The 21,429-nt window shown below is 63.1% G+C and carries 17 protein-coding genes and 1 tRNA gene; 13 read left to right on the plus strand and 5 right to left on the minus strand.

All coding sequences use genetic code 11. From position 1 onward, the window contains the following. Positions 1 to 274 precede the first annotated feature (274 nt). On the plus strand, positions 275 to 409 hold the full coding sequence (locus HLH29_RS19930; RefSeq protein ID WP_275944192.1) for a hypothetical protein: 135 nt from the start codon (positions 275 to 277) through the stop codon (positions 407 to 409). After that, a complete protein-coding gene (locus HLH29_RS15615) occupies positions 406 to 579 on the plus strand; it encodes a hypothetical protein (protein WP_182968310.1) in 174 nt (57 codons plus the stop codon). The genes HLH29_RS19930 and HLH29_RS15615 overlap by 4 nt, the downstream gene beginning before the upstream one ends. Before the next feature lie 54 nt (positions 580 to 633). Here HLH29_RS15615 and HLH29_RS15620 read toward each other — a convergent pair. Then, a tRNA-Ser gene (locus HLH29_RS15620) sits at positions 634 to 724 on the minus strand. 129 nt (positions 725 to 853) lie between these two features. After that, the gene (lepA, locus tag HLH29_RS15625; protein ID WP_182968311.1) at positions 854 to 2,659 is read right to left on the minus strand and encodes a translation elongation factor 4; all 1,806 of its coding nucleotides are present in this window, start codon (positions 2,657 to 2,659) and stop codon (positions 854 to 856) included. Positions 2,660 to 2,837: 178 nt separating this feature from the next. Between lepA and HLH29_RS15630 the strand changes: the two genes are divergently transcribed. From HLH29_RS15630 to HLH29_RS15655, 6 genes are all read left to right on the plus strand, one after another. Further along, positions 2,838 to 4,106, plus strand: a complete 1,269-nt coding sequence (locus tag HLH29_RS15630) for a TolC family protein (protein ID WP_246374311.1) — start codon at positions 2,838 to 2,840, stop codon at positions 4,104 to 4,106. Beyond that, a complete protein-coding gene (locus HLH29_RS15635; protein WP_182968313.1) occupies positions 4,103 to 5,269 on the plus strand; it encodes an efflux RND transporter periplasmic adaptor subunit in 1,167 nt (388 codons plus the stop codon). The genes HLH29_RS15630 and HLH29_RS15635 overlap by 4 nt, the downstream gene beginning before the upstream one ends. Positions 5,270 to 5,271: 2 nt before the next feature. Then, positions 5,272 to 8,340 carry an efflux RND transporter permease subunit gene (locus tag HLH29_RS15640; RefSeq protein ID WP_182968314.1) on the plus strand — a complete coding sequence of 1,023 codons (3,069 nt, stop codon included), beginning with the start codon at positions 5,272 to 5,274 and terminating at the stop codon, positions 8,338 to 8,340. Between the two features lie 137 nt (positions 8,341 to 8,477). Further along, positions 8,478 to 9,146, plus strand: coding sequence for a response regulator (locus tag HLH29_RS15645; RefSeq protein ID WP_182968315.1), 669 nt, complete (start codon positions 8,478 to 8,480; stop codon positions 9,144 to 9,146). Further along, positions 9,143 to 10,519 (plus strand): sensor histidine kinase, encoded by a 1,377-nt coding sequence (locus HLH29_RS15650; RefSeq protein WP_182968316.1) that lies wholly within the window; start codon positions 9,143 to 9,145, stop codon positions 10,517 to 10,519. The genes HLH29_RS15645 and HLH29_RS15650 overlap by 4 nt, the downstream gene beginning before the upstream one ends. Before the next feature lie 259 nt (positions 10,520 to 10,778). Continuing rightward, positions 10,779 to 11,120 carry a hypothetical protein gene (locus HLH29_RS15655; protein ID WP_182968317.1) on the plus strand — a complete coding sequence of 114 codons (342 nt, stop codon included), beginning with the start codon at positions 10,779 to 10,781 and terminating at the stop codon, positions 11,118 to 11,120. 532 nt (positions 11,121 to 11,652) lie between these two features. Here HLH29_RS15655 and HLH29_RS15660 read toward each other — a convergent pair. Further along, positions 11,653 to 11,904: a hypothetical protein gene (locus tag HLH29_RS15660; RefSeq protein ID WP_182968318.1), complete on the minus strand. Its 252-nt coding sequence runs from the start codon at positions 11,902 to 11,904 to the stop codon at positions 11,653 to 11,655. A 77-nt stretch (positions 11,905 to 11,981) separates the two neighbouring features. On the opposite strand from HLH29_RS15660, the gene glmS reads away from it, so the two are divergent. The 5 genes from glmS to pgaD all read left to right on the plus strand — a co-directional run bounded on the left by glmS (position 11,982) and on the right by pgaD (position 20,488). Next, complete coding sequence (glmS, locus tag HLH29_RS15665) at positions 11,982 to 13,805, plus strand: glutamine--fructose-6-phosphate transaminase (isomerizing) (RefSeq protein WP_182968319.1); 1,824 nt, start codon at positions 11,982 to 11,984, stop codon at positions 13,803 to 13,805. A gap of 375 nt (positions 13,806 to 14,180) precedes the next feature. Then, positions 14,181 to 16,625, plus strand: coding sequence for a poly-beta-1,6 N-acetyl-D-glucosamine export porin PgaA (gene pgaA, locus HLH29_RS15670; RefSeq protein ID WP_182968320.1), 2,445 nt, complete (start codon positions 14,181 to 14,183; stop codon positions 16,623 to 16,625). A 4-nt stretch (positions 16,626 to 16,629) separates the two neighbouring features. Further along, positions 16,630 to 18,639, plus strand: coding sequence for a poly-beta-1,6-N-acetyl-D-glucosamine N-deacetylase PgaB (gene pgaB, locus HLH29_RS15675; RefSeq protein WP_182968321.1), 2,010 nt, complete (start codon positions 16,630 to 16,632; stop codon positions 18,637 to 18,639). After that, positions 18,636 to 19,988: a poly-beta-1,6-N-acetyl-D-glucosamine synthase gene (gene pgaC, locus HLH29_RS15680; protein WP_182968322.1), complete on the plus strand. Its 1,353-nt coding sequence runs from the start codon at positions 18,636 to 18,638 to the stop codon at positions 19,986 to 19,988. Before pgaB ends, pgaC begins: the two co-directional genes overlap by 4 nt. Beyond that, the gene (gene pgaD / locus HLH29_RS15685) at positions 19,985 to 20,488 is read left to right on the plus strand and encodes a poly-beta-1,6-N-acetyl-D-glucosamine biosynthesis protein PgaD (RefSeq protein ID WP_182968323.1); all 504 of its coding nucleotides are present in this window, start codon (positions 19,985 to 19,987) and stop codon (positions 20,486 to 20,488) included. The genes pgaC and pgaD overlap by 4 nt, the downstream gene beginning before the upstream one ends. Here the strand turns inward: pgaD and HLH29_RS15690 are convergent. Together HLH29_RS15690 and HLH29_RS15695 are read right to left on the minus strand one after the other, a co-directional pair. Continuing rightward, a complete protein-coding gene (locus HLH29_RS15690; protein ID WP_182968324.1) occupies positions 20,469 to 21,122 on the minus strand; it encodes a helix-turn-helix transcriptional regulator in 654 nt (217 codons plus the stop codon). The two genes, pgaD and HLH29_RS15690, sit on opposite strands and share 20 nt — an antisense overlap. Beyond that, entirely contained in the window at positions 21,119 to 21,334 is a 216-nt protein-coding gene (locus HLH29_RS15695; protein WP_182968325.1) for a hypothetical protein, read from the minus strand. The genes HLH29_RS15690 and HLH29_RS15695 overlap by 4 nt, the downstream gene beginning before the upstream one ends. Positions 21,335 to 21,429: the final 95 nt, after the last annotated feature.

Genomic DNA, 21,429 nt, shown 5'->3' on the forward strand with positions numbered 1-21,429 from the left:
CAACGATCATAAGATCAACCGCCTCCACGAACTGCTGCCATGGAATTGGCGGCCCATGCCGACAACTCACAAACAGGCTGCGTGATTATGCGGCCTTGAGCGGCCGGTTACCGTCTGTCAGTGTCCGTCTGCTCAAGGGTCGCCTTGAATCAGAACTTCAACTCCAAAGGAATCCATGAATGTACACAGCGCCTAGAGAGTGGTTGTGGACCTCAATCAAGCTCGTGATTGCCAGACCTATGGATGAAATCGCCCGACAGAAGGGAGCCATGGCATGAGCACCCGCATGGCAGCGCGCCAGAAGATCCCGGCTAAGTCCCTGTCGGCAAGTGGTGTCGATGCCCTCGACCGGCAGACGTTCCACACGCGCGGCTTGCGCGATATCGCCGGGCGATCAGGCGAGACATGAACCTGGTGCAGGACGCGTCCGAGCGCACGGTATCGGAATGGCACGGCGCGATTCGGCTCGAAGCCTATGCTGAACAGATCGCGGAAATCGCGGAGCGGAGGAGCCTGTGCCGCTTCGTTCCCCGCTGTGTCTGGGTAGCGCGGCTTCTAAAAGAGATAGCAAAGGGGTAAGCGTCGAGTCTCTGTATATAGAAGACTGATTTCATTATGATATTTTTGGATTGGTGGCGGAGAGAGTGGGATTCGAACCCACGGTACGCTATTAACGTACACACGCTTTCCAAGCGTGCGCCTTAAGCCGCTCGGCCATCTCTCCGGCGCACTGGCGGGGCTGCCGGTGTGGCAGGCCCGTCGGTATGGGGCGGGAACATAGCAACAATTCCGGCCGGCGCAAGGGGGAAAGGTGCGCCGGATTTGGGGCCGGCGCGGGTTGGGGTGGTGAGGGTCAGTGGTCCATCTTCAGGGCGGCGAGGAAGGCGCTCTGGGGGATTTCGACCTTGCCGAACTGGCGCATGCGCTTCTTGCCTTCCTTCTGCTTTTCCAGCAGCTTGCGCTTGCGCGAGATGTCGCCGCCATAGCATTTGGCCGTCACGTCCTTGGACATCGCGCCGATCGTCTCGCGCGCGATCACGCGGCTGCCGATCGCGGCCTGGATCGCGATCTTGAACAATTGGCGGGGGATCAGTTCCTTCAGCTTGGCGCAGATCGAGCGGCCCCGGCTTTCGGCCGCCGAGCGGTGGGCGACGAAGGACAGCGCATCGACCGGCTCCAGATTGACCAGGATCGAGATCCGCACCAGGTCGCTCTCTTCGTAGCCGTCCATCTGGTAGTCGAAGCTGGCATAGCCGCGCGATACCGATTTCAGCCGGTCGTAGAAATCGAACACCACCTCGTTCAGCGGCAGGCGGTAGACCGCCATCGCCCGGTTGCCGACATAGGTGAGGTCCTTCTGGACGCCGCGCCGCTCGCTGCACAGGGTCAGCACCGCGCCCAGATACTCGTCGGGCACCATGATGGTGGCGACGATCCACGGTTCTTCCATCCGCTCGATCACCGAGCCGTCGGGCATGTCGGCGGGGTTGTGCAGTTCCTCCATCTCGCCGTTCGTGCGGTAGAGGCGGTAGACCACCGACGGGGCGGTCGCGATCAGGTCCAGGTTGAATTCGCGGCTCAGGCGCTCCTGGATGATTTCCAGATGCAGCAGGCCCAGGAAGCCGCAGCGGAAGCCGAAGCCCAGCGCGGCGGAGGTCTCGGCCTCGTAATGGAACGAGGCGTCGTTCAGCCGCAGCTTGGACAGGCTGTCGCGCAGTTTCTCGAAATCGTCGGCATCGACGGGATACAGGCCGCACCACACCACCGGGATCGACGGCTTGAAGCCCGCCAGCGCGGTTTCGGCCGGGCGGCGGTCGTCGGTCAGCGTGTCGCCGACATTGCAGTCGGCCACCGTCTTGATCGCGGCGTTGATGTAGCCCATCTCGCCCGGGCCCAGATCCTCGACCGGGACCATGCGCGGGGCGAAGACGCCGACCTGGTCGACGTTATAGACCGCGTTGTTGGACATCATGCGGATGCGCATGCCGCGCTTCAGCCGGCCTTCCTTGACGCGGACCAGGATGATCACGCCCAGATAGGGGTCGTACCAGCTATCGACCAGCAGCGCCTGCAGCGGCTTGGTGTCGTCGCCGACCGGCGGGGGCAGGCGGGTGACCAGGGCCTCCAGCACGCCCTCGATGTTCAGGCCGGTCTTGGCGGAGATCTGGACCGCGTCGTCGGCCGGGATGCCGATCACTTCCTCGATCTGCGCGCGGACGCGCTCGGGCTCGGCGGCGGGGAGGTCCACCTTGTTCAGGACCGGCACGATCTCGTGATGGGCGTCGATGGCCTGGTAGACGTTGGCGAGCGTCTGCGCCTCCACGCCCTGCGAGGCGTCGACGACCAGCAGCGAGCCTTCGCAGGCTGCGAGCGAACGGCTGACCTCGTAGGCGAAATCGACATGGCCCGGCGTGTCCATGAGGTTCAGGACGTAGGTCTTGCCGTCCTTGGCCGGGTAGGTCAGGCGCACCGTCTGCGCCTTGATGGTGATGCCGCGCTCGCGCTCCAGCTCCATATTGTCCAGGACCTGGTTGGTCATTTCGCGCGCCGTCAGCGCGCCGCAGGCCTGAATCAGCCGGTCGGCCAGCGTCGACTTGCCGTGGTCGATATGCGCGATGATCGAGAAATTGCGGATCAGCGAGAGCGGTGTGTCGGTCATGGGCGCAGACATAGGCCAAAACCCCACGAAAGTCAGCGGGTCGCGCGTAAATTCTCCCGTGGGCCCGGCGCCCGCTGTCCTCGTTCAGGGTCCTGTCAGCTTGGTGTGTTAGAGCGCGCTTTCGACAGGGGTGGCATCGGGCCATCCGGAGTGCGGGGGCGGATGGATGCCAGGGGCCTTGTTGCGTCGGCATAGTGCCGAAAAGCCGGGCCTGGGTGCCATGCTGGCCGTGATCGTGGGGGTGGGTCTGGCTGGGGGGCTGGCCGGTCGGGCCCGTGCGGCGGACCTGTCCTTTCGCGATGCCGTCACGGCCGCGTGGGCGGTCGATCCTGTGCGGACGGAGCTGACGACCAACGGCCAGTCGGCCGATGCGCGGGCCGATGCCGCGAAATCCTGGTTTCCCGGCGGCCCCGTGGTGTCGGCCCAGTATTTCGACGACCATTTCATCGGCACCAATATCGGTTACACCACCTATGAGGGCACGGTGTCGGTGCCGCTGTGGCTGCCCGGGCAGGGGACGGCGACGCAGCGTGTGGCGCAGGCCGAATCCGCCACCATCCAGGAAAAGCTGAATGTCGAGCACATGGCGGTGGCCGTACGCGTGCTGGAGGCGACCGGGGCGCGGGTGATCGCCCAGCGGCGGCAGACGGTGGCGCTGTCGCTGGTGCAGGCGATGCAGCGGGTTGCCGCCGCCGTAGGGCGGGCCGAACATCAGGGGGAGGCGGCCGCTGCCGACCGGCAGGCGGCGGATGCCGAACTGGCGGCCGCGCGGAACGAGGCCGGGCTGGCGCGCGAGCAGGTCGCGACCACCGGCGCGGCGCTGGAGACGCTGCTGGGCCGGCCGGGGCTGCCAGATATGCTGTCCTATGACGATCGCCTGCTGGCGCGGACGCGCCTGGATATGCCCCAGGCGGTCGAGGATAATGACCCGCGCGTGCGCGCCGCCACCCGCGATGTGGCGGCAGCGCGCGAGGGGGTGCGGCTGGCCCGGGCGTCGTTCATGCCCAATCCGGAAATCGGGGTCGGCGCGATCCATGAAGGGTCGTATGGCAGCCCGTGGGACAATCGGGTGGGGGTCCAGATCTCGGTCCCGCTGCCCAGCGAGGCGCGGAACGTGCCGATGATGGCCGAGGCCCGCAACCGGCTGGCGGCGGCCGGCAGCCAGGAAGTGCAGGCGCGGCGCATGGTGCGGGTGGAGCTGGCGCAGGTGCGGGCCCGGCTGGATGCGGCGCGGACGACACTGGAGGGCGCGCGGGCCTCGGCCACCGCGCTGAACCGGCGGGCCGACGAGATGGAACATTCCTGGCAGGTGGGGGAAACGGCACTGATCGAGGCATTGCGGGCGCGGCTGGCCGCCTATAACGCCATTCTGGCGCTGAATTCCGCCGAAATCGGCTGGCATGCGGCCATTCTGCGCGCTGCCATCGCCACCGGTATGACGCCATGAGGCGCCTGCGTGCGGCAATCGGGCTGGCGGCTGCCCTGATGGGCCTGACCCGGGCGCCCGCCGTCCGGGCCGAGGCGCCGGCGGGGCTGGAGCCGGTGACGATCGGCGCCGAGGCGCGGCAGGCCGAGGGGGTGGCCGACAGCGTGGCCCGGCCGGGCAGCCTGTCGCGGATGCTGCCGGTGCTGGCCAGCGTGATGCCGGACGAGACGCGGATCGTGCGGGTGCGGCCGGTCGGTGCGGGCAAGGTGCTGCGGGTGCATGTCATGGCCGGGCAGCATGTGGCGCGCAAGAGTGTGCTGGTCGATTATCTGGACCATTCGCTGCATGTCGCGCGGCTGCAATCGGTGCAGATGCAGGCCGCCCTGGCCGGCGCCCTGGCGGCGGAGGCCGAGGCCGAGGCGGCGTGGAAGCGCGCGCGGGACCTGGCCGGCACCACCGTCTCGCAGGGGGAGGTGCGGCGCCGGCTGGCCGTGCTGCAGGAGGCGCGCAGCACCGTGGCCGCGCGGCAGGCCGATGTCGGAACCATGACGCATCGCTTCGAGGAGGAGTTCAACTCGATCAGCGAGCGCATCGGCACCGGCGGGGATGAGACATCGTCGCTGCTGGCCCCGATCGATGGCATGGTCCAGGAGATGGGTGTGTCGTCCGATGGGGATATCGAGGCCGGGCAGGTTGCCGCGACCCTGATCGACCTGTCATCGGTCTGGATCGTGTCCGACATTGCGCCGCAGGATGCCGCCCGGCTGGTGGTGGGCGGGCGGCAGACCGCGCTGTTGAACGGGCGGCGGATCGAAAGCCGCATCAGCAGCATCAGCGGCGTGGCCGCGCCCGCCACCGGGCTGGTGCGCGTCATCAGCAGCGTGCCCAATCCGGATGGTGCGCTGCGCCCGGGCATGATGCTGGATGTGGCGCTGGAAACCGCCGAGACAAAGAGCGGCATCGTGGTTCCGTCCGAGGCGGTGCAGCAGATTGCGGGCCGCGATGTGGTGTTCGTGCGGAACGGGACCGACAGCTACCGGCCGGTGCCGGTGACGGTCGGGATCGATAATGGAGACAGCGCGGTCATCGTCTCGGGCCTGTCGGCGGGGCAGGCGGTGGCCGTCCATGGCAGCTTTGCCCTGAAATCCATGATTCTGCTGGCCGGGATGGGCGGGGACGACTGACCATGCGTGGCCTTCTGATTCTGCTCCAGGCGAACCGCTTCGTCGTCCTGGGGGCGGCACTCGCGATCATGCTGGTTGGGATGGCGGCGGTGATCGGTCTGCCGGTGGAAGCCGTGCCCGACATTTCGCCCCGGCAGGTGCTGGTTTCGGTCGTCGCCCCTGGCCTCGCCACCGAGGAGGTCGAGCGGCTGATCACCTTTCCCGTCGAGGCCAGCATGGCCGGGATTCCGGGGATGAACGATCTGCGCTCGGTCTCGCGGTCCGGCGTGTCGGTGGTCTATGTGCAGTTCGACGACGATACCGACATCGACCTGGACCGCACCCGCGTCAACGAGCGCATCCAGCAGGCGCGCGGGCTGATCGCGGTACCGGGCCTGTCGATCAATATGGGTCCGCTGGCCACCGGCATGGGCGAGATCATGCAGATCCAGATCCATGGGGCGGGTCGCTCGCTGATGGAGCTGAACCGGCTGATGAGCTGGAGCGTGGTGCCGCAACTGAAGCTGGTGCCGGGCGTGGTGGACGTGAACGTCAATGGCGGGGCCGAGGAGACGTTTCAGGTGGCGCTGGATCAGGCGCGGCTGAATGCGTACGGCGTTTCGGTGGGGGACGTGTATCGCGCCGTGGACGGCAACAATGCGGCCTCGGGCGGCGGCTGGATCGAGCATCATGCCGAGCAGCAGATCGTGGTGGGGCGTGGGCTGATCCGCACCCTGGACGATTTCGGCGCGCTGCCGGTGCGCAGCAATGCCGACGGCACGGCGATCCGCCTGCGCGATGTGGGGGCGGTATCGATGGGTCCGCGCACCCGGCTGGGTGCGGTGACGCGTGACGGGCAGGGTGAGATCGTGATCGGCGTGGTGATGATGCGCCAGGGGGCGAGTTCGGACGCCACGCTGGCCGCCATTCGCGCGGCGCTGCCGGGCATCGGGCGCGGGCTGCCTTCGGGCGTGACGCTGGAGCCGTATTACAGCCGGTCGGACCTGACCAACCGCACCATCGCCACCGTGCGCGACAATCTGCTGATGGGTGCGGTGCTGGTGGTGGGCGTGCTGGTGGTGGTGATCGGCGACTGGCGGGCGTCGCTGGTGATTGCCTCGGTCATTCCCTTTGCGCTGGTCTGCGCCATGACGGGGATGCGGCAGTTCGGCATTTCGGCCAACCTGCTCAGTCTGGGGGCGATCGATTTCGGGATGATCGTCGACAGTTCGCTGGTGGTGGTCGAGCATCTGCTGGCCATGCGCGAGACCGATCGCGCGACCGACCTGCGGACGCAGGTGGTGTCGGCGACGACCCAGGTGCTGCGGCCCGTCACCTTCGCCATTCTGGTGATCGTGATGGTGTATCTGCCGATCCTGACCTTGCAGGGGATCGAGGGGAAGATGTTCCGCCCGATGGCGCAGACCGTCATCATGGCGCTGCTGGCCTCGCTGGCCTATTGCGTGTTCTGCGTGCCGGTAATCGCGGCGCTGGCGATGCGGGGCAGCCGGGGGCATGGCGACACGCGGCTGGTGGCGGTGCTGCGCCGCCGCTACGGGCCGGCGGTGCGGTGGGGGGAGAGCCATCCCGGCATGCTGTTCGGCGGCACGATCGCGGTGTTCCTGGTCTCGGTCATGCTGGCCATGCGGCTGGGGGGGGAGTTCATCCCGCAACTGGGCGAGGGGGCGCTGGTGGTGACCACGACGCGCCTGCCCAGTGCCTCGCTGCCGACGGTGCTGGAATCGGTGCGCAAGGAAGAGCAGATCCTGAAGGGTTTTCCCGACATCGCCACCGTGGTCAGCAATACCGGGACCTCGGCCATTCCGACCGATCCGATGGGGGTGAACGAGACCGATACGTTCGTCTTTCTGAAGGACCCGTCGGCCTGGCGCACCGCGCGCACGCAGGAAGGGCTGGTCGGCGCCTATGACCGTGCGCTGCGCGACCGGCTGCCGGAGGCGCAGTTCTCGTGGAGCCAGCCGGTCGAGATGCGGATGGACGATCTGCTGTCGGGCGTGCGGACGCAGATCGCGGTGTCGATCTATGGCCCTGACCTGACGACGCTGTCGCGGCTGGGCGACCAGGTGGCGGCGGCGCTGAACAGCGTGCAGGGGGCGGCCGACGTGGCGCCGCAGGGCGATGGCACGCTGCCCTTCATCCATGTCGATGTCGATCGCGCGCGCGCGGCGCGGCTGAATGTGGCGATGGCCGACATCCTCGACACGGTCGAGGCGGTGGGGGGGCATATCGGCCGGCCCGTGATCATGGATGATGCGGTGGTGAACACGCAGATCCGTTTCGCCGCCGCTCAGGTAGCCTCGGTCGGGCAGATCGCGGGCCTGCGCGTGCGCCGGGCCGATGGGACGGGGTCGGTGCTGCTGTCGCAGGTGGCGCGCGTGTCGGTAGTGGACGGGCCGCCGCGCATCAGCCGCGACCGCATCCAGCGCCGGCTGATCGTGCAGGCCAATGTGCGCGGGCGGGATTTGAGTTCCTACGTCGCGGCGGCGCAGGCGGCGGTGGCGGCGCGGGTGCATCTGCCCCCCGGCTATCGCCTGACGTGGGAGGGGCAGTTTCGCAACCTGCAATCGGCCATGGCGCGGCTGGAGATCGTGGTGCCGATCGCGCTGGCGCTGATCTTCGTGCTGCTGGTGCTGGCGCTGGGGTCGGTCGCGCCGGCGGCGCTGGTGTTCGTCAACCTGCCGATGGCGGCGACGGGGGGGATTCTGGCGCTGGCGGCGCGGGGGCTGCCGTTCAGCATTTCGGCCGGGATCGGGTTCATTGCGCTGTTCGGTGTCGCGATCCTGAACGGTGTGGTGCTGGTCAGCTATATCCAGCATCTGCGCAGCACCGGGATGGATGTGGCGCGCGCGGCGTTCGAGGCGGCGGAACAGCGTTTCCGGCCCGTGATGGCGACCGCCCTGGTGGCCAGCCTGGGCTTCTTCCCCATGGCGTTTTCGACCAGTGCCGGGGCGGAGGTGGAGCGGCCGCTGGCGACGGTGGTGATCGGCGGGCTGGTGTCGTCTACCGTGCTGACGCTGCTGGTGCTGCCTTCGCTTTATGCGCGGGTGATGCGGGAGCGGAAAAAGGGGTAGGCTTTCGGGGCTCTGCCCCGAACCCCGCCAAAGGGCAGTCGCCCTTTGGAAACCCGGTCGTTATCGGATTGGGGTGCAGGGCCTCAGGCCCTGCCGGGTTCGGGCAGAGCCCGACCTTAGTGCCAGAAAGGGAAACCGTGCGGATTCTGGTTGTCGAGGATGAAAGGCCGTTGGGGTCGGCGGTGCAGGAGCGGCTGCGCCGGGCCGGGCATGCCGCCGACTGGTTTACTACGCTGGCCGATGCGCGCGCGGCCCTGGCGGCCATTGCCTATGATTTCCTGTTGCTGGATCTGGGATTGCCGGATGGCAGCGGGCGCGACCTGTTGCGGGAGATCCGCCGGGGCGGGTCGGCGATGGCGGTGATGATCGCCACCGCGCAGGACCAGATCAGCGACCGTATTGCCGGCCTGTCGGACGGTGCGGACGATTACATCGTCAAACCCTATGATTTCGATGAATTGCTGGCCCGGATCGACGCGGTCTCGCGCCGCTATGGGGCGCTTGCCAGCAACCGGCTGGTGCTGGGCGGGGTGGAGATCGATCTGGGGCGGCGCAGCCTGTCCCGCGAGGGGCAGGATGTGGATCTGACGGCGCGCGAATGGGCGGTGATCGAATTGCTGGCGCGGCGGGCGGGGGCGCTGTGCTCGCGCGAGCAGATCGAGGATGCGCTCTACGGGCTGGGGGAGGAGATCGAGAGCAATGCGATCGAGGTCTTTGTCAGCCGCGTGCGCAAGAAGGTGGGGGCCGGGCTGATCCTGACCGTGCGCGGGCGGGGCTATCGGTTGGCGCGGGAGGGGGCGGCATGAGGCGCGATGGGGGACGATGGAGCCTGGCCACGCGCATCATGGCCGGGGTGCTGGTGGTGGTATTGGGCTGTCTGGCGCTGTTGAGCGTGCTGGTGGCGGGTTTTACGCGCTACGAAGTGACGGAGCGGCTGGATAATTCGTTGCAGGAGGTGGCCGAGCGGCTGGAATTCGTCATTGCCGCCCATGCGGTGCGCCCCGCCGGGGACACGGTCGCGCTGCTGCCGGAGGTCGGTCCGCGCACGCTGGCCTATCAGATCGCGACCCCGGACGGGCGATTGCTGCTGCGGTCGCAGAATGCGCCGACCGAGGCTTTTGTGCCGGTGCTGCGTGGTGGGTTCTATGACCGGCCGCGCTTTCGCGTCTATGTCGTCAAGGCCTCGGATAGCGGGCATTACATTCTGGTGGGCGAGCCGACTTTCCATCGGCGGGAGGCGGTGCGGCGGGCGACGCTGATTTCGATCCTGCCGATGATCGTGTTCCTGCCGGCCGTGTGGCTGCTGGTGCGCTGGGTGGTGCGGCGGGCGCTGCGGCCGCTGACATCGTTGCAGGCGGAAATCCGTGCCCGTGGCGGCGGCAATCTGGCCCCCATCCCGGCGCTGGATTTGCCGGAGGAACTGTCGGCGATCCATATGGCGGTCAACATGCTGCTGGACCGGCTGAAGAAGGCGCTCTCGACCGAACGGGCCTTTGCGGCCAATGCGGCACACGAACTGCGCAACCCGATCGGCGCGCTGCTGGCGCAGGCGCAGATGCTGCGCGAGCAATTGCATGAGCCCGAGGCGCCGGGGCGGGTGGCCGCCATGATCGGGCAGATCCGCCGGTTGGGCCGGATGACGGAGAAGTTGCTGCAATTGTCGCGCGCGTCGTCGGGGGCGGCGATGGGGGACGACCGGTTCGACCTGATTGCGGTGTTGCAGATCCTGGCGGAGGAATTTGCCGACATGCCGCCCGCCTTTCCTGTCGTGACGGTGGATTGCGACGGGATGGAGGCGCTGTTCGCGCGTGGGGATATCGATGCGGCGGGCATCCTGTTCCGCAACCTGATCGAGAACGCGGCCCATCACGGCACGCAGGATGCCGTGATCGCCGTCACGCTGTCGCGGGGCGGGGTGGTGGACATCGTCAATGATTGTGCGCCGCTGCCGGCCGCGATCCTGCCGGGTTTGACCGAGCCCTTCGTGCGCGGGGGGAGTGCCGCCGACGGCAGCGGGCTGGGGCTGGCCATCGCCGCCAGCATTGCCGGGCAGATGGGGGCGCGGCTGGAGATCGCATCCCCAGTGCCGGGGCGGGAGAGGGGGTTTCGCGCGCGCGTGGTGCTGATGGAAGCCGTGCCGGTGACCGAGGGAATCTCCACGCTGGCGTCGCTTCCCTGACATCCGCGGGATAATGCACCAGCTCACATTTCCAAACAGGTTCTTAATTTGTTATGGATATTTTTGTGATGATGGACATTAATTCATTTTGACTGTTTATATTCAATTTCGAAAATATATTCTTTATCGACGTTCTCGCGCTCTCGTACGATATGTTGAGAATATTGGCACTGTCTTTAAGGGATGTCGTCTGGCCAAGTATTTGAGCCAGACTGGCCTCTGCGGGAGAAAGCCCCATGGCACGTAAAATATCCCGTACATGACCGTGAGAACCGTTGAAACCGTAAAAGAAGACGGTTTTACATTTATCATTCATTCCCAGGTAATCGACCATCACATCGGGCAGTGTGATCAACCTTGCAAGCATCTTCCCGTCGTTGGGATTGCTGAAAAAGGCGGTGCTCGTATCAGAAGAATGGGTGATGATTTTTTCCCATTCCCGATGATTCGACTTCATGTTGAAATGGATGGAGCCTTCTCTGATAAAGAAGAAGCTGTTCTTCAAATTTTCAAGGAATTTGTTTATAAATATAACCTTATTTTTCGAATCGAGAATGCATATTCCGATATTTATTTTATTGTAAACCATTTCCATTGTTGAGTTAATGGACGTTAAAGATCCGAATTTCTCGGATAAGGTAAGACAATTCTTGATGTGATTTGAAATAAACGAAATATCGATGCCGTCGTCGTTGTTTCTTTCGTAATGAAGGCCGATCTGGCCGGCTATGGCGTATTCGTTTCCATCGAGAGAAATATAGCACCGTTCTGTGCTGCTGCATCCATATCTGTTCAAAAAATCAACATAATACTCAGAATTCTTAATCTCGTAATCAGATAATATATCTATGTCCCTTATAACGAAATTTCTCCCATTTTGTGAGGAATATAATCTTCTTTTTGGGACTACGTATTGATAATACTCAACATATTCCTTATCGGATGTTTTGTTTTTGACGGACGATAAAATCTGGTCTTGATTATTGACTATTGTTATTGGAACGACAGCAATGCTTTCATAGTTGAGAAAGCATGCAAGCTCCGAAAGAGAGTTCGTCCATTGCTGCGGTGCAGCGACTGATTCATACAAGCGCGAAATGATACTATTTAATTTTCGGTATTTCATTTCGTTGCTATTGCACTGTATGAAAATTTTCTGTCTCTAACTTTGCTATTGGCTGTGTGTCAAGTCCCAAATGGGATTTATGGTCGGGGCTCAGCTTGGCCATTCTCCTCGGCAGGAATCTTGTACAGGTAATTGTCTTGTCATTACTGCCCATTTCGCCCCATGCCTGAAATTCCGGACGGTCTCTGGCGGCGACGATGCCCTGCCTGTTGCGGGCGGCGCCGTTGCGGATGGTGCGCCGCCCGTAGTCCCGGTTCATGGAGCGCGCCAGGCCACCGGGATCGGAGTGGGCAGACGATTCAAAGGTGCTGTGAACGCGAAGAAGGAAAATGACCGATGTGTGGAATATGTGGCGTTGTGGGGTCACGCCAGGCGCAATCCATTATTCTGGAGGCCCTGCGGCGGCTGGAATATCGGGGGTATGATTCCGCCGGCATCGCCACGGTGGTCGATGGCGGCATCGGGCGGCGCCGGGCCGCGGGCAAGCTGGATAATCTGGCGGCGCTGCTGGAGCGGGAGCCTCTGCCCGGCCGAACCGGCATCGGCCATACGCGCTGGGCGACACATGGCGCCCCATCCGTCTGTAATGCGCACCCGCATGCGACGTCCCGGGTCGCCATCGTGCATAATGGCATTATCGAAAATTTCGAAGCCCTTCGGCACGAGTTGGAGAGCGCCGGCCAGGTTTTCGAAACGGAAACGGATAGCGAGACCATTGCCCTGCTGGTGGATTATCACCTGCGGCGGGGTCTCGCGCCGAAGGACGCCGCCCTCCAGGCACTGAAGCGCCTGGAGGGTGCGTTTGCCGTCGCCATGATTTTCGTGGACCACGAAGGCCTGATGATCGGCGCATGTCACAACGCACCGCTGGCCGTTGGTTTCGGTGAGGATGACATGTTCCTCGGTTCCGACGCGCTGGCATTGGCTCCCCTGACCCGCCGTATCGTCTACATGCGCAATGGTGATTGCGTGGTGATGACCGCGCGGGGCGCGGAGTTCATGACTTTTGACGGCACGCCGGTAGAGCGTATCGCGCAGATTACGGCCCTGACGGCCGATTCCGTCGGCAAGGACGGCTACCGCTACTACATGGAAAAAGAACTCCACGAGCATCCGCAGGTGATTGGGCAGACGCTGCAGCGGATGGTGGACCCGTCGACGCGCAGGATCGTGCTGCCGGATCTGCCTTTCGACCTCGCGCGTGTGCCGCGCGCCATTATAACGGCGTGCGGCTCCGCATTCTATGCCGGCATGGTTGGCCGGTACTGGCTGGAAGACATTGCGCGCCTGCCTGTCGATATCGATGTCGCCAGCGAGATGCGTTATAGAAATCCGCCCCTTGTGCCCGGCTCGCTCGGTCTTCTGATCTCGCAATCGGGTGAGACGGCCGATACTCTGGCGGCCTTGCGAGGCTTGCGCGAACGGGCCGTTCACATTCTGTCGGTCCTGAATGTCGAACACAGCACCATGGCGCGTGAGAGTGACCTTGTGCTGGGTACCGTTGCGGGGCCTGAGATTTCCGTGGCGTCAACCAAGGCCTTTACCGCGCAACTGACGGTCCTGGCCTGCCTGACCATTGCGACCGCTCGGGCGCGCGGAACATTGAAGGCTTCGGACGAAGAAGAGCTGGTCGCAGCCCTGCTGGACCTCCCCAGTCGCGTCGCAGACGTGTTCGGCCAAGGCGATGCCATTCGCCAGATGGCACGGGTCGTCGCCGAGGCGCGGGACGTTCTTTACCTCGGCCGTGGCAGCATGGTCCCCGTGGCAATGGAGGGGGCGCTCAAGCTGAAGGAGATTTCCTATATTCATGCCGAGGCTTATGCCGCGGGTGAAATGAAGCACGGCCCGATCTCCCTGATCGACGGCAATGTGCCAATCGTCGCCGCCGTGCCTTCCGGCCCGCTTTTCGACAAGACATCGTCCAATCTACAGGAGGCCAAGGCACGCGGTGGGCGCCTTCTGGTCTTCACGGACACGGAAGGGGCGGGCCGTATGTCCGCGATGGCCGAGCGGGTCGTCGTCCTGCCGCGGGTGCATGGCTTCGTGGCTCCGATCCTGCACGCCATTCCGATGCAGATGCTGGCGTATGAAGTGGCTGTGCTCAAGGGGACGGATGTCGACCAGCCCCGCAACCTGGCAAAGTCCGTGACCGTGGAGTGAACGGGATGCGCGTGCCCCGTATGTCGTTTTGATCTTTTTATGAAAAATATGTCAAGACCCAATTGGGAATTGACGGCTCGGGGCGGTCATAGGACGATATTCGGGGGTTGCTGTCGGTCAGTCTCTGCAGACTATCGAAGTCGTGAATGCTCGGGTGAGCGCTTATGAAAGCGGAGTGTAAAATATAGTGCCGTAGCTCTCATTATTTCGTGCCATTTTGTGTGTCACGATCGGTCGTGTCACTGTCTACTTCTGAATGGAATCGTTTCATGGTTCGCACGTCTGTATTTTAAAAAATATCGGCATATCCGCGACCGTGTCTCGCGTATTAGGTGTTCATTCGGCTTCTACAATAAATGGATAGATCTCTACGTCATGGCTTGCGGATTATCTTATAACGGGCGCGGGAAGGGGAATCGGAACAGGATTTTCTTCTTTGTTTTTATCTATTCCTTTTTCCGGGGCAGTCTGTCCGCTTTTGCCGCGCAGGCCGGGCTCTACGACACCCTGGTGATCAAGGCCCGCAATGGCGATTATCAACCGATATTGAACTGGCTGCGCGATGCGCAGGAGCAACGCCCGCTCAGCGAACGTGAAATCGCCGACTGGATCGAGATCAGCGCCTGGGCCGGGCATGACGGCGACATCGTCGCGCTGTGGCGCCGGGCAGGGGGACGGTCATTGCCCGATCATACGAAGCTGGTCGTTGCCAGGGCCTATCGCAACCTGAAGCAATGGCAGCAAGCTCTGGCGCTCTTTCGTCAGGCGGGGGCCGACCATTCTTCCGACGAGGGGGTGCGCAGCCAGTATCTCATGACCCTGGCGGATGCCCGTTCCTTCAAGGACGCTCTGGCCCAAGGCACGGATTTCGCACGGCGGTCCGGTTCCGCCCGTGCGTATCTGACCCTGTCCTATATTCAGGATGCCGCCGGTCTGCGGGAGGATGCCTGGCAGTCCGCGACCAGGGCCTACAGCCTGGACCCGCGCAGCAGGGAAGTGGGTTTTGCCTACCTTGATGCCAATGCCGAGAACAGGATCGTCGCGGGCGAGCTGGTCGTCGCCGCGCATTTGCCGCTGGGCAGCGCGCGGCAGCGGCAGATCGAACTGGCCCAGGGGGCGGAATATGTGCGGATCGGCCTGATTCCTCCTCCGACGGAAAAGAACCGGTTCGTATTGGCCGATCGCACATTGGCCTATTATCAGGATCTTCTGCGACGCTACGGGAAAGATCCGGCTGCGAAAGCGGATCTGCGCGTCGCGAGGATCGATCGTCTGGGTGCCCTGCTGGCGCGCTATCGGATGCGCGAACTGACGGACGAATATGAAGCGCTCCAGGTGGCGGGACCTCTGCCCGCCTATGCGCGGAACTGGGCGGCCACGGCCTATCTCTATCTGCGCCAGCCGGTAAAGGCTGCCGCGATCTGGAAGCAGATCATCGACCTGTCCGACCGCGAGGCCGTGAATCTCTATTTCACTGCCCTGGTCGAATCCCGCCAATTGCGCGAGGCGAAGGCGCTCGTCACAGCACTTGAGAAATCCGTGCCATACCAGACGGCCATCTACGGATTGCCGACGCGGAAGGACAATGATCAATGGCTGGACGTGCAGCAGATGCGCGTCACTCTTCAGCAGAACGAGAATCGCCTGTCGCGTGCGCGTAACCTCGCCGAGCATCTGGCAGGCACGGCATCGACCAACCAGGAACTCGCGGTGGAGTTGGCGGATGTCTATACCGAGCGCGGCTGGCCCAGAAAGGCCGAGGATATTCTCAAGCGTGCGGAATATCTCGATCCCAGCAATATTGGCCTGGAGTCCCAGCAGGGGGTCGATGCCCTGGACCTTCAGGACTGGCGAAATGCCACGCTTCTGACCCGCGATGTCGTCGGACGGGAGCCGGAGAACGAGACCGTGCGGCGTCTGGCCAGGGCGCTGAGCGTCCATGAGATGATGGAACTGGATATCGAGGGGGACAAGGGCATCAGCTCCAACAGTCCGGTGACCGGTGCTTATGATTTCAATCTGCGGACGCTGCTGTACAGCATGCCTCTTCACTATAACTGGCGCGTCTTCGCCGGTGTCGGTTACAATAACAGTCATTTCGAGGAGGGGACCGGGACCGACCGCGTTCAGATTCTGGGTGTCGAATACAGAAACCGTAACAACTGGATCTCGCTGGAAGGCGATCATCATGCTTACGGTCACGGCAACGCATTCGGCGGTGTGCTGTCGGGCTGGCATGATTTCGACGACCATTGGCGCCTGGGCGGCAGCCTGGAACGGCTGGGCGCGCATATTCCCCTGAGGGCACTGCGCAACAACGTTACGGGCAGCACGGGCGCGCTCTATGTCCTGTGGCGCGAGAACGAGAAGCGCCAGGTGCGGCTTGATTTCGCCGACAGCCGCTTTTCCGACGGCAATAACCGACAGGAATATAATCTTCTGGCCCAGCAGAGGATTTTCAGTTCGGCACGCTGGCTCCTGGATTTCACGCCCAGCATCAGCTCCAGCCACAATACGGCGCGTAACACGTTCTATTATAATCCTCATCAGGATCTGGCGATCCTGCCGGCCATCACGGCGGAGGAAATCCTCTATCGCCGCTACGAGATGCAGTGGAGCCAGACCTTCGAAATTGGAGAAGGTGTCTATGTGGAACGGGGCTATCCCACCAAGGCCATCACCAGTTTCAGTTATGGCCAGAATTTCCAGTTTGACGACACGCTGGCATTCGGTGCGACCGTGATCTGGGACAAGCGCCCCTATGACGGGGAAAGACAGAGGAATCTGGCGATCTCGTTCAATCTTAATTACAGGTTCTGACGTCATGGGCTCCTGTCTGGTCTCTCGGGCCGTCCTGTTTCTTGCCGTTCTGGCATTCGGAGCCGGCCCCGCGCGTGCGGCACCGGATTTCCTCGCGCCGGCCGGGCGGCCGGGGCCGATTACGGACAAGCCTTGGTCCAAGGGCAAATATCTGGTGCTTGCCTATCATGATATCGAGGATGGAGGCGCGGATCAGCGCTTTCTGGCAGTCCGGACCAGCGCCCTGGTCGAGCAGTTCGCGTGGCTGAAGGACAACGGATACAACATCGTCGGCATCGACGATCTCGTTGCCGTTCAGCAGGGCAGGAAGGAGCTGCCGGAGAAGGCCGTCGTCCTGACATTCGACGATGGATATGCCGGATTTTATAAGCGGGTGTTCCCCCTGCTGAAGGCCTATCACTGGCCGGCGCTGCTTGCGCCCGTCGGTGAATGGATGGATACGCCGGCCGGCAAGAAGGTGGATTTCGGCGGCCTGCTCTCGCCGCGCGAGCAGTTCCTGAACTGGCAGGAAATACGCGAGATGTCGCAATCCGGCCTGGTCGAGATCGGCGCGCATACCTATGCCGAGCATAAGGGCATGGTGGCCAACCCGCAGGGCAATACCGAACCCTTCAACGTCAACAGAACCTATGATGCCAGGACCGGACGGTACGAGACCGCCGGCGCGTTCGAGGCGCGCGTCGACAAGGATGTCGGCCTGATCACGCAGCGCATCATCCAGGCGACGGGAAAGAAGCCGCGCGTGTGGGTATGGCCGTACGGCGCGGCCAGCGGCGTCACGCTCGCGGTGGCCAGGCGGCATGGCTATCAGATGGCGATGACGCTCGATGACGGGCTGGCCGACATCAACCGCAACGACAATATTCCGCGCCTTCTGGTCGCCGGCAATCCGTCCTTGCGGGAGTTCGCCCAGAGCGTATCAGGGGTTCAGGAGAAGCCGTTCGTTCGTATGGTGCAGGTGGACCTGGATTATGTCTACGATTCCGATCCGAAGCAGATGTCGCGCAATGTCGATCTGCTGATCCAGCGCGTGGCCGACCTGCATGCCAATTATGTCTTCCTGCAGGCTTTTGCCGACCCTGCGGGGGACGGAAATATCAAGTCCGTCTATTTTCCCAATCGCTGGCTGCCCGTCCGGGCGGACCTGTTCAACCGGGTCGCCTGGCAGTTGCAGACCCGGGGCGGTGCGCGGGTCTATGCCTGGATGCCGGTCCTGGCATTCGACGCGCCGGACCTGCCCCACGTCCTGGCCTGGAATCCGCATACGGGACAGGGGGAGATCAACCCCCTGCAATATCGGCGCCTGTCCTTTTTCAATGAGGACGTACGAAAGAGGATCATCGGTCTGTATGAAGACCTCGCGGGCCAGGCGGTCTTCAGCGGCATCCTGTTTCATGATGACGCCCTGCTGTCGGATTTCGAGGATGCGTCGCCCGATGCCCTGAAAGCCTATGAGAGCCAGGGACTGCCCCCGTCCATCGGCGAGATTCGCGGGAACCCGGCTTATATGCGGCTCTGGACGCGGTTCAAGAGCCAGGCTCTGACGGGTTTTACCATGACGCTGCTGCAGCATGTCCGTGCAATCCGCGGGCCGCAGGTGGAATCCGCGCGCAATATCTATGCCGAACCGGTTCTGCAGCCCGACAGCGAGGAATGGTACGCGCAGAATCTGAAGGATTTTCTGGGTACGTATGACTGGACGGTACCCATGGCCATGCCCCTGATGGAAGAGGTGCCGGCCGGGAAAGACCTGTCATGGCTGACCGGGCTTGTCGAGACCATACGGTCCAACAAGGACGGTCTGGCACACGCCATTATCGAGTTGCAGACCGAGGATTGGCGAAGGCACCCGGCGAAACCGGTCGCGGACGGGACGCTGGTCGAATGGATGAAGAGGCTGCAAGGTCTGGGTGCCGGAAATTACGGCTATTATCCGGATGATTTCATAGAGGGTCGTCCGTCCCTGGAGGCCGTGAGGCCGGTCTTTTCCAATCGCTGGTATCCGCTCCGATGATCGATCGTCTCATTGCCGTCATCGTGCTCTGCATCGTCCTGAGCCTGCCGTTAGGGGCCGTTTGGGTTCTGTCGGGAGAGGTGGCGCTTAAATTCGTCTTCTACTGGCCGCTGTTCATGTCCGGAATCTGGGTCACCGGCGGGGTGTTCTTCTGGTTCACCAAGGAACGGCACTGGAACAGGGGCGGGGAACGCCGGCCGCCGGACCTGAAAGGCAATCCATTAATTTCGATACTCATCCCCTGCTACAACGAAGGGCCGAACGTTCGCGAGACGATCGAGGCGGCGATCCATCAGAGATACCAGCATATCGAAGTCATCGCGATCAATGATGGCTCGAAGGATGAGACCGGCGAGATCCTGCAACAGATCGCTCATGATTATCCAAAGCTTCGGGTCATCCAACTGGCCGAAAACCAGGGGAAGGCAGTTGCCCTGCGCATGGGGGCGGCGGTGGCGCGCAGCGACTTTCTGGTCTGCATCGATGGCGACGCATTGCTGGACAAGGATGCGGCCGCCTATCTGGTCGCACCATTATTGGACCTGCCGCGCGTCGGCGCCGTCACGGGCAACCCGCGCATCCGCACGCGCTCGACATTGATCGGGCGGCTCCAGGTCGGGGAATTCTCGTCCATCATCGGCCTGATCAAACGCGCGCAGCGTGTCTACGGTCATGTGTTCACGGTATCGGGGGTCGTTGCCGCCTTCCGCCGCACCGCGCTGGCCGATGTCGGATATTGGAGCCCCGACATGATCACCGAGGACATCGATATCAGCTGGAAACTGCAGTTGTATCACTGGGGCGTTTTCTATGAACCGCGCGCGCTGTGCTGGATCTTGATGCCGGAGACATTGCGTGGCTTGTGGAAGCAGCGCCTGCGCTGGGCCCAGGGCGGCGCGGAAGTGTTCCTGAAAAACATGTTCACGATCTGGCGCTGGCGCAACCGGCGCATGTGGATGTTGCTGGTCGAATTCTTCCTTTCGACTATCTGGGCGTTCCTGTTCGCGTTCAGCGTCATGCTGTATTTCTATGGTCTGTTTTTTCCGCTCCCGAAGAGCATCTATATCGACACGCTGTTCCCGCCGGCCTTTACCGGCCTGCTTCTGAGCGTCGTCTGCCTTGTACAGTTTTCGGTCAGCCTTCTGATCGAACGCTCTTATGAGAAGAATATCGCCTCCTCGCTTTTCTGGGTCGTCTGGTATCCGATGGTCTACTGGATGCTCAGCCTGTTCACGACCCTGGTGAGCTTTCCGAAGACCATGCTGAAAAGCCAGGGACGGCGCGCGCGCTGGGACAGTCCGGATCGGGGGATCGCGCAAATATCTCCGGATCGGACGGAGGCACGATGATGATCGTTTCAACCGGGAATATGGAAGAAAATTCCATCATGAACGACAAAATCATCAAAACGCAGAGAACCAGATTTTATATTGTCGTCGATATAGTGATAACCATTTTCGCATGGGGCGGGTTTGTCTTTCTCCTTGTTTCCGGATTTTTGCTGAATTTCTTCAATGTTGACCATACGCCGGTTAAGGCCAGCGTTTCCGAGACCATCGGTAGCCTGCTGCTTTATGGTGCCGTCATGATCGTTCTGGCGGCGATCCTGATCGGCTGGGCGCTGTACAATAAAAAACGGTTCAGCGTGGAACGGCGCAAAAGGCGCGAGGACATCGGGCATCAGGCCGTGGCGGACAGTTTCGATATCGACCAAAGCGTATTGGGGGCCTTGCAGGCTAATAAAATCAGCAGGGTCCATCATGATCATGGTGCGAAGATCACACGGGTGGATAACCTGCATCAATCGGCTGTGGTGCCCCCTGCGCCCACTACAGAAACGCCATCATGATACGGTGCAGGTGATCGGCGGGGGAGGCCTCGAACGGCCCGCCGCCTGCCGCGGCGCCGATCGGGGCCAGCAGGGGGCCGCAACCGATGCCGGCGCGCGGATCGACCACCACCGCGCACAGCGCGCCTTCCGGCCGCTGGACCAGCACCCGGTCATGCCGGCGGACTGGGGTGCCGGGCGAGACCATCAGGATCGTACCGGCGCGGAATACCGGTTCGAACAGGGCGGTATCCAGTGTGACGGCGTAGAGATCGGCCTCGGCGGGGCCGGGCATGTCCCACTGGTCCCAATGGCGGCCGCTGGGCAGGCCCGCACCGTCGAACATGCCCGGCTGGTCGAGCTGCGAGAAGGCGGACAGGCGCAGGCGCGACCGGCTGGCGCGGGGCGTGGGGGCGAGCGGGTGCTGGCCGCCCGCGAGCCGGGCGAAGGCCTCCAGGCTCAGGCCGGTGATGTCCAGCACGCGCGCCAGGCTTTCGGTGCCCGGCCAGCGGGGGCGGCCGGCCGAGGTGGCGCGCTTCGACGGGTTGAAGCTGGTGGGGTCCAGCCCCGCTGCCCGGGCCAGGCCGGAAGGGGTGAGGCCGCGTTCGGCGGCCAGCGTGTCCAGCGCGCGCCACAGATCGTCATGCCGCATCATGGGGGGGAGAGGATTTCCGCTTCATGCCGCGCCACGCCCTGGGGCGTGGGGTGGTAGCGGCCGTCGGCATCCTGCGCTGCCAGGCCCATCCGTTCCAGCCGGTCCAGGCATGGCTGGTCCTTCAGCCCCGCCGGGCGGCCGGCGGGGCCGCTGAGCATCAGCCGGTGCAGCGCCGACCGGCAGCAGGTTTCCAGATAGGGTTCGGTCCACATGCGGCGGAGGATCGTCGTTTCCTGCCCGGCTTGCAACCTGCGGATTGGGACGCCGGCGCCGCAGGTTGTTGGTGTTCGGATAGGAGGCGGACGGC

The organism is Gluconacetobacter tumulicola (assembly GCF_014174215.1).
Classification (GTDB): Bacteria; Pseudomonadota; Alphaproteobacteria; order Acetobacterales; family Acetobacteraceae; genus Gluconacetobacter; species Gluconacetobacter tumulicola.

Bases quoted from the DNA above. Each gene is read 5' to 3' on its own strand.
- HLH29_RS19930 (WP_275944192.1), top strand. From the start codon at position 275: ATGAGCACCCGCATGGCAGCGCGCCAGAAGATCCCGGCTAAGTCCCTG.
- HLH29_RS15615 (WP_182968310.1), top strand. From the start codon at position 406: ATGAACCTGGTGCAGGACGCGTCCGAGCGCACGGTATCGGAATGGCAC.
- lepA (WP_182968311.1), bottom strand. From the start codon at position 2,659: ATGACCGACACACCGCTCTCGCTGATCCGCAATTTCTCGATCATCGCG.
- HLH29_RS15635 (WP_182968313.1), top strand. From the start codon at position 4,103: ATGAGGCGCCTGCGTGCGGCAATCGGGCTGGCGGCTGCCCTGATGGGC.
- HLH29_RS15640 (WP_182968314.1), top strand. From the start codon at position 5,272: ATGCGTGGCCTTCTGATTCTGCTCCAGGCGAACCGCTTCGTCGTCCTG.
- HLH29_RS15650 (WP_182968316.1), top strand. From the start codon at position 9,143: ATGAGGCGCGATGGGGGACGATGGAGCCTGGCCACGCGCATCATGGCC.
- HLH29_RS15655 (WP_182968317.1), top strand. From the start codon at position 10,779: ATGACCGTGAGAACCGTTGAAACCGTAAAAGAAGACGGTTTTACATTT.
- HLH29_RS15660 (WP_182968318.1), bottom strand. From the start codon at position 11,904: ATGAACCGGGACTACGGGCGGCGCACCATCCGCAACGGCGCCGCCCGC.
- glmS (WP_182968319.1), top strand. From the start codon at position 11,982: ATGTGTGGAATATGTGGCGTTGTGGGGTCACGCCAGGCGCAATCCATT.
- pgaA (WP_182968320.1), top strand. From the start codon at position 14,181: ATGGCTTGCGGATTATCTTATAACGGGCGCGGGAAGGGGAATCGGAAC.
- pgaB (WP_182968321.1), top strand. From the start codon at position 16,630: ATGGGCTCCTGTCTGGTCTCTCGGGCCGTCCTGTTTCTTGCCGTTCTG.
- pgaC (WP_182968322.1), top strand. From the start codon at position 18,636: ATGATCGATCGTCTCATTGCCGTCATCGTGCTCTGCATCGTCCTGAGC.
- pgaD (WP_182968323.1), top strand. From the start codon at position 19,985: ATGATGATCGTTTCAACCGGGAATATGGAAGAAAATTCCATCATGAAC.
- HLH29_RS15690 (WP_182968324.1), bottom strand. From the start codon at position 21,122: ATGATGCGGCATGACGATCTGTGGCGCGCGCTGGACACGCTGGCCGCC.
- HLH29_RS15695 (WP_182968325.1), bottom strand. From the start codon at position 21,334: ATGTGGACCGAACCCTATCTGGAAACCTGCTGCCGGTCGGCGCTGCAC.